The organism is Streptococcus gallinaceus (assembly GCF_024170225.1).
In the GTDB taxonomy this organism is placed as follows: Bacteria; Bacillota; Bacilli; order Lactobacillales; family Streptococcaceae; genus Streptococcus; species Streptococcus gallinaceus.
On record NZ_JALJXU010000001.1, the window covers coordinates 468,166 to 475,508 of the forward strand.

The following is a 7,343-nucleotide window of genomic DNA, read 5'->3' on the forward strand; positions in this document are numbered from 1 at the left end:
AAGAGGAGGTCACCATGTCATCTGAACAACAAGAGCGTCAAGCAAGCAATACGTAGAAAGAAGTAGTTTATTGATAGTCGGAACCCTCTTAAAGCTCCTTGAGTGGTCAGCTAGGCAAGCCTTGGCACAAGATTCAGCTTATAAGATTGGAGTTCAGAAACTGGAAGAACTCCTTCAAAGCCCTTACGTCATTGAAGGGATTAATGTTAGTAAAGACATCCTAGATAAGCCAATTGATGTGGAGAAATTTAAGGAGTTAATGGAGTCAGAAAAACTGCCAATCGCAATTAGTTGGCAAAAAGACTATCTCTACTTTTATGCCAAGGATAAGACCTTGCTCGATCATCACTTGGATGAACTCGTGAAGAAACTGGTGTCTAACCCAGAAAAGTTAGAAGGTCTAACCTTTGATAAAACCTTGGACCAAGAGATAGAACTGGCCAAAGAGAAAATTAGAGTGACAGAACCTTCGGCAGTCAAAACCAAGGAGGTGACCTTGTAATGTATTCCAGGCAAAAAGCATTTGTCTTTGGACTCTTGGGTCTCGCCTTTGGCTATTTCTGCCATCGTCTAACCCTACTCTATGGTAGTTTAACCAATGCCCCACCTATGGAACGTTTTGCCTACCTCTTAGGTGAGGGGTTAAATCAGGTTTTCAGTCCTTTATGGCTTTTTACTTTTACTCAAAAGTCTCTTCTTGCCTTTATCCTTGGGGTTCTAACGATGATGTTAGTCTATCTTTATGTTTCAACAGGACAGAAGGTCTATCGAGAAGGGGAAGAATATGGTTCTGCACGATTTGGAACCAGTAAGGAAAAGCGGAACTTTTACAGTAAGAATCCTTTCAATGACACGATTTTAGCTCGTGATGTACGTCTGACCTTATTGGAAAAGAAGAAGCCCCAGTTTGACCGAAATAAAAACTTGATTGTTATTGGGGGTTCTGGGGCAGGTAAGACCTTTCGCTTTGTGAAACCCAACCTTATCCAACTTAACTGTTCCAATATTGTCGTAGATCCTAAAGACCATTTGGCTGAGAAGACAGGAAAACTCTTTTTAGAAAACGGTTATCAGGTTAAGGTTTTAGACCTGGTTAATATGACCAATTCAGATGGTTTTAATCCTTTTCGTTATGTGGAAACAGAGAATGATTTGAACCGCATGTTAACGGTCTATTTTAACAATACCAAGGGAAATGGTTCTCGCAGTGATCCATTTTGGGACGAGGCTTCCATGACATTGGTGAGAGCGATTGCCTCTTATTTGGTGGATTTTTACAATTCTCCAGGAAGTTCCAAGCAAGAGCAGGAAGCAAGACGTAAGCGTGGCCGTTATCCAGCCTTTTCTGAGATTGGGAAACTCATCAAACTCTTATCAAAGGGAGACAATCAGGACAAAAGTGTTCTTGAAGTCTTGTTTGAAGACTATGCTAAGAAATATGGTCACGAAAACTTTACCATGCGAAATTGGGCAGATTTTCAAAACTATAAAGATAAGACGTTGGATTCGGTGATTGCGGTCACAACAGCTAAATTTGCCCTTTTTAATATCCAATCAGTGATTGATTTGACGCAAAGAGACACTATGGATTTGAAAACGTGGGGCACTCAAAAGACCATGGTCTATCTTGTTATTCCAGACAATGATACGACCTTTCGTTTCCTATCTGCTTTATTTTTCTCTACGGTTTTCTCCACTTTGACCAGACAGGCTGACGTGGACTTTAAAGGGCAATTGCCTATTCATGTGAGAAGTTATCTGGATGAGTTTGCGAATGGTGTGACACGTTCTACGCCCAAAGCGGTAGGAATAACCGACAAATGCGTAGCCTAAAGTCACAAATAATTTAATAATGTGGTTTTAGAGAACTGCATAACTGAAATTTCAAATGAAGGGGTAACGTCCTGAAGGGAATTCGCTAATACTTCGAATAGCGTTAGTTGAATACAGACGACTAAGGTTATAAGCTCGGAGAAGTCGTGCGAAGCACACCCTAAAGTAGAAATACTAGGAAAGATACCTAGAGGTAGGTGTTGTGTGTGACAGTGCGGGCGGGGTTGCCATATGGTTAGAATGACCAAATAGGCGGTCTGACAAAATTCCGAATGTACGGCTCTAAACGAATGGCTGGTAGAAATGCCAGTGTACCAGCGGGTACGCAAGTGGGGTAAAGTAAAAGTTGTTAGTATGAAATACCCTCTGTGTTTACAGGACACAGGTATCTTGAGAAATTCTTGAAGATAATACTTGCAGGGCTAAAGGAATGACCTAAGTGGTAACAGTCCTAAGTTATGTGGAACGTGGAAAGCAACCGATACGGGAGCTGACTGTATCAGCGACAAAGAACCGTAGTTGTATCGAAAATGAAAGGGTAGAAAGAGCTTTTTCTATAATAAGTGCATTAGTGGTTGTGAGAGTAGTGGCACAGTACCGCTGAAGCCGTGATAATAAGCGGTGGAGGGATAGCCACAAGCCGATACTAAACTTTCTTTCATGTCTATATAGTAATCACCAAAAGGAGATTTTCATAGCTGTCGTGGTGCGACTAAGAAAAAATCATTCTCCGATAAGGAGTTGGTTACTATGGCAAAACGAATTGTAAATAAAGTAGAACGAAATGCAGAAAGGTATGACGCTAAAGGAATAGGATATCAACTTTATGAAGATAGCCTAAAAGGGAAGAGATTTGATAGGCTTATGCCAATGATTGTCTCTGACCAAAACATCATACTTGCATATCGAAATATCTGCAAGAATAACGGGAGTAAAACTCCTGGTACAGATGGTAAAACGATTGTAGAAATACAGAAATTACCTATCGAAATGGTCATAAAAACCATCAGAAACAAGTTGAACTATTATCAACCAAAGAATGTCAGACGAGTAGAAATCCCGAAAGATAATGGAAAGACAAGACCCCTTGGAATTCCGAGTATCTGGGACAGACTGATACAACAGTGTGTCTTACAGGTGTTAGAGCCAATCTGTGAAGCTAAGTTTCACGAAAGAAACAATGGTTTCAGACCGTATAGGTCTACACAGAACGCAATAGCACAGTGCTATAAAATGGCACAAATACAAAATCTACACTTTGTTGTAGATGTGGACATCACAGGCTTCTTTGATAATATTGACCACTCAAAACTTATCCGTCAGTTATGGGGATTGGGAGTACAGGACAGAAAGCTGATTATGATAATCAAGCAAATGTTAAAAGCAGATATTCTGTTCAAAGATATCGTCATCACACCAGAAACAGGCACACCTCAAGGTGGCATTCTATCTCCGCTACTAGCTAATGTAGTGTTGAATGAACTGGACTGGTGGGTTGCTAATCAGTGGGAAATGTTCAAAATCAAAGAGGGAAGCACAGGTTACGAGTTTACAAAGGTTGATAATGAGGGAAACATACTCACAATAGACCGAACGCAGAAATGGAACAAGCTCAGAGCAAAAACAGGATTGAAAGAAATGTATATTACTAGATATGCGGATGACTTCAAGATTTTTTGCAGAGATTATGCGACAGCTGTCAAGGTAATGAAGGCTACGAAGCTATGGTTGGCTGAAAATCTGCATTTGCAGACAAGTGATGAAAAATCAGGAATTACAAACCTTAGAAAGAACTACACGACTTTTCTTGGAATAAAATTCAAGGTAGTACCAAAAGGGAATAAATGGATTATTCGTTCTCATATGGCAGACAAGAGTAAAGCAAGGGCTATCAGTAAGCTAAGTTCTGTTTGGAAAAATATCAAAAATCCAAGCAAACAAAGTGAATTAGATAAAAATATAAGTCTTTACAACTCTATGGTAATGGGAATGCACAATTATTACTGTATGGCAACGCTTGTATCAGCCGATTTTGCTGAGATAGCCTTTAAGGCTACGGGGAAAAGTAATGGAATGAATCATAACAAACGATGCTTTCCCATAGAGAAACAAGGTGAAATGACAAGCAAATACATCTTGGATAAGTACGGAAAGTCCAAACAATGTAGATGGATAAATGGTCGCATGATTGTTCCTGTCGGATATGTATCTTATGAATATCCAAAATATAAAAGACGTGAAGTCAACAAATATGTGAGGAAATACTCAGACGCTGAAAACTGTATCAGCTTTGAAGTTATGAAGTATATGATGGAAAATGCTCATCTCTATCCTACATTAGAGATGGCAGATAATGCTCTTTCAAGGTATATAGCACAAAAAGGTAAATGTGCTGTTACGCATAATGCTTTGACCATTGTGGATATGGTCTGTGAACACATCAAGCCTTGCAAAGGAGAAAGAAACGATACTTACAGGAATTTAATTATTCTCTCAAAAGAAGTATCGGATTTGGTAGGAGCTGTAAACAGCGACAAAATAAGTAAGACACTCAAAAACCTACCGTTGACCAAAGAAATGCAAGATAAAATCAATAAGCTTCGAGAATATAGGGAGCTAGAAATGATACAATTCGAGGACTATATAGGCACTAAAAAGTAAGATTTAGTCGGTGGAACGCCGTGTGATGGGAAACTATCACGCACGGTGTGGAGCGGGGGAAAAGCCCGAGGTGGTAACACCAGATGCTTACCTATCGCTATTCGGAGAAATCCCAGACTTTGCCGAACAAACCTCAACACTTCGCTCTAGGAATATGAGTCTAGTACCAATCTTGCAAAATATCGCCCAACTCCAAGGACTTTATAAGGAAAAAGAGGCTTGGAAAACTATTCTGGGGAACTGTGACAGTCTCCTCTATTTGGGTGGGAATGACGAGGAAACTTTCAAATTCATGAGTGGTCTTTTAGGCAAACAGACCGTTGATGTCAGAAGCACCAGTCGTTCTTTTGGGCAGACGGGTTCAAGTTCGACCTCTCACCAGAAAATTGCCCGTGACTTGATGACGGCTGATGAAGTCGGAAATATGAAAAGAGATGAGTGCCTCGTACGCATTGCAGGAGTGCCTGTATTTAGAGCTAAGAAATATTTTCCACTCAAACATAAGAATTGGAAATGGCTTGCGGATAAGGAATCTGATGAACGCTGGTGGCACTATCGCATCAATCCCTTAACCGCTGAGGAAGAGCTAGATTTGTCAGGGCATACAATAAGGGATTTAAGCACAGAAACGTCACTACATTAATAGAAATGAGGAAAAATATGAATCAAAAACTAACAGGCTTTGTTTACGGAGTGGACGCCAGCTCCATGTTCTCCCAAGCCATGTCTCTATTACAAAAAGGCTTAATTGCAGTAGGAGCCTTTCTTGTTGTCATGGGTATTATCAACCTTTCAACCAACATTAAAGATGGTGGGCCAGGTGTCCGAAATGCCATTCTAGAAATTGTTGGTGGTGTCATGGTGGGAGCCGCAGGTGCTTTTGTGACACAGATTACCATTTAGAGGAGGTCAGAACATGACATGATGATGAATTTTACGTCACCTTTTGTATTTCTAGCCTCTGAAAAAGTATCTAGCGATAGCCTTTTTGAAGGTTTTCAAGTGGATTTAGAATCAACCGCCAACTTGGTTAAGTCACTAGCGGACTTTAATCTGACGGTATGGTCTTACATGACGGCCATTACCAAGGGGATTATGCAGCCCTTAGGAGTAGCTATTCTTGCGGTTGTTCTCGTACTTGAATTTTCAAAAATGGCCAAGAAAATCGCAAACTCAGGTGGTGCAATGACCTTTGAAGCTATGGCATCTATGATTGTCAGCTACATCATGGTCGCGGTTGTGATTACCAATACGACGGTTATTGTGGAAGCCATTATTGCCATTGCCTCTTATGTTATTGAACAAGTGGCAGGGCTTGTCACGACTGGTGGTGCTAATTACGATACCATCTCAGGCATCAAGGGCTCTGGAATTGTAGGAAAAATGATTATTGGCTTTTTTGCGATTCTCATTTGGTTGGTACGAATGGCCAGTATCATGGTTGTCAATATCTTGATTACCATTCGCTTTATTCAACTCTATCTGATGATACCTTTTGCCCCTGTTACCATTCCAACCTTCCTTAGTGATGACTGGAGAAGTGTTGGGATTGGCTACCTTAAGAACATCATGGTCTATGCCGTTCAAGGTATTTTGATTTTTTTAATTGTATCTCTTGTTCCCTTGTTTGAATCGGCCGGAAAGATTGCCGTATCAAATGGAGCTGGAGTTATGGAATCACTCGCCATTATGTTTGGTGGCTTGGTACAGGCCATCTTGTTAATCATTGCCTTAGTTGGCAGTCAACGAACCGCCCGAAGTATTTTGGGGATGTGAGAGTAGGATAGCTTAAACAGTCCAGTGGACTGTTTAAGGTTGTTCCTTGGAAATCGAAGAGGAACAAAGTACTGCTTTGCAGTCGATTACGTCGTCCTACCTCCGCAAGGACGACTAGAACTGTCATAGCTAGGAACTAGCGTAGAGAGTTCAGACGTCTACTGCGTCAAAATCATGAAGCAATTCAAACTGGACTGAGATTTTCATCTTAGTCCTTTTATCAAAGAAGGAGCAATTATTTATGAACACTCGTGTCTTTAAGGACATTTCAAAGGTTCAACACAGGGCATGGTTAGGATTTACAACTAGACAGGTTATTTTTGTATTTCCAGCCGTCGCCATAACCATTTTGGTATTGGGCTTGAACCTATTTTACTGGCAATTTGGGGATTGGTTTGTCTATGGTTTTGTTTTTAGCTTTACCATTCCACTCATGTTATTTGGGGTCTATCGCCCTAATGATTTACCATTTGAAACCTATCTCAAGTACCGTTTTCATTATGAACTAACGGTGCCAGATCGTACATTTACTGGAAGAAAAGGAGACCAACGTGAAAAAATTAAAACACTCAATGAAACCAAAGACCTCTTCTAATGACAAAAAGCAAAAGACGAAAACACAGAAGCAGGAGATTAGACCTTCTACCGTAAATACGTTAGCCTATCAAGGGCTTTTTCAGAATGGACTTATGCAAGTCAGTCCAAGCTATTTCTCACAAACCTATCTTTTAGGTGATGTCAATTATCAAACGGTAGGCTTAGATGATAAGGGAGCGATTGTTGAGAAATATTCCGATTTAATCAATTCACTGGATGATAAGACTAATTTCCAACTGACTATTTTCAATCAAAAAGTTAATCTGGAAAAATTCCGTAAGAGTATTCTCTATCCCTTACAGGAAGATGGGTATGATGCTTATCGTGATGAATTAAATCGCATGATGGATGCCAACTTAGAGGCGGGTGAGAACAACTTTTCAGCTGTCAAGTTTCTTTCATTTGGCAAGAGCGACCAAACACCAAAACTAGCTTTTCGTTCTCTGTCGCAAATTGGGGAATATTTCAAGAGTGGC

4 protein-coding genes and 4 pseudogenes are annotated in these 7,343 nt (G+C 40.3%); all 8 read left to right on the plus strand.

The features are described from left to right. The first annotated feature begins 14 nt into the window (after window positions 1-14). Window positions 15-502: pseudogene (locus J2T50_RS02380) on the plus strand (hypothetical protein). Next, window positions 502-1,776, plus strand: a pseudogene (locus tag J2T50_RS02385) (VirD4-like conjugal transfer protein, CD1115 family); the annotation flags it as partial. The pseudogenes J2T50_RS02380 and J2T50_RS02385, both read left to right, overlap by 1 nt. Window positions 1,777-2,583: 807 nt before the next feature. Next, window positions 2,584-4,494, plus strand: coding sequence for a group II intron reverse transcriptase/maturase (gene ltrA / locus J2T50_RS02390; protein WP_253363263.1), 1,911 nt, complete (start codon window positions 2,584-2,586; stop codon window positions 4,492-4,494). Between the two features lie 103 nt (window positions 4,495-4,597). Continuing rightward, window positions 4,598-5,137: pseudogene (locus tag J2T50_RS02395) on the plus strand (type IV secretory system conjugative DNA transfer family protein); the annotation flags it as partial. A 17-nt stretch (window positions 5,138-5,154) separates the two neighbouring features. Next, window positions 5,155-5,397: a hypothetical protein gene (locus tag J2T50_RS02400; RefSeq protein ID WP_001072182.1), complete on the plus strand. Its 243-nt coding sequence runs from the start codon at window positions 5,155-5,157 to the stop codon at window positions 5,395-5,397. An 18-nt stretch (window positions 5,398-5,415) separates the two neighbouring features. Further along, window positions 5,416-6,270, plus strand: coding sequence for a VirB6/TrbL-like conjugal transfer protein, CD1112 family (locus J2T50_RS02405; protein ID WP_253363265.1), 855 nt, complete (start codon window positions 5,416-5,418; stop codon window positions 6,268-6,270). Window positions 6,271-6,511: 241 nt separating this feature from the next. Next, entirely contained in the window at window positions 6,512-6,865 is a 354-nt protein-coding gene (locus tag J2T50_RS02410) for a PrgI family protein (protein ID WP_014636633.1), read from the plus strand. Next, a pseudogene (locus J2T50_RS02415) lies at window positions 6,822-7,343 on the plus strand (VirB4-like conjugal transfer ATPase, CD1110 family); the annotation flags it as partial. The gene J2T50_RS02410 and the pseudogene J2T50_RS02415, both read left to right, overlap by 44 nt.

Coding starts and splice junctions, on each gene's coding strand:
- J2T50_RS02410 (WP_014636633.1), top strand. CDS start 6,512: ATGAACACTCGTGTCTTTAAGGACATTTCAAAGGTTCAACACAGGGCA.
- ltrA (WP_253363263.1), top strand. CDS start 2,584: ATGGCAAAACGAATTGTAAATAAAGTAGAACGAAATGCAGAAAGGTAT.
- J2T50_RS02405 (WP_253363265.1), top strand. CDS start 5,416: ATGATGATGAATTTTACGTCACCTTTTGTATTTCTAGCCTCTGAAAAA.
- J2T50_RS02400 (WP_001072182.1), top strand. CDS start 5,155: ATGAATCAAAAACTAACAGGCTTTGTTTACGGAGTGGACGCCAGCTCC.